A 525-nucleotide genomic window follows, 5' to 3' on the forward strand; every position below is an offset into this window, starting at 1 on the left:
TACCATGAATCCGCAATGGCACTAGAAAAAAGCGCCATCACGGTGATGCAGGAAGGTTCACCTTCACATCTCAGCGTGCACAATATTACGCCGGTCACCACGGATCACCCACCGATGTTGCAGGATAACTCCGGCTGGCCGCTGCTTTCCTGCCTCGCCAGCCCACCCGTTTTGCTGTTTACCACAGAGGGAATTCAGCATTTTCTCCGCCTGTTTGACTATTATGCCGAATTTAATCGCCCCCTGAGCCGCCATATCCAGCGGCATATTGACGGCATTATGCAGGTGGAAGAGAGCCTGATCGACCGAATGAAGCGAGGCAACCCCATTCGGGGACATTTGTTGTCACTGACCCTGAACCCCGATTGTTACGCTAATCCGGGGGAGATGTACCGTTTCTGCCGGTTAATTAATGACGCTATGGCCTGTTTTGTCAGCCAGTCCACCTTTGTCAAACTGGATATGTCTACCTCGGATCGCAAAGTTTTGTGGGAATTCAAAGAAGTCTATGGGGCACGCATGGAG

General features: G+C 51.8%; 1 protein-coding gene. It reads left to right on the top strand.

The features are described 5' to 3' along the window. Window positions 1-15 precede the first annotated feature (15 nt). On the top strand, window positions 16-525 hold a 510-nt coding region (locus FE394_RS19165; protein ID WP_319927911.1), incomplete at its 3' end, for a type VI secretion system baseplate subunit TssF.

Source organism: Xenorhabdus littoralis, from assembly GCF_033949345.1.
GTDB lineage: Bacteria > Pseudomonadota > Gammaproteobacteria > Enterobacterales > Enterobacteriaceae > Xenorhabdus > Xenorhabdus littoralis.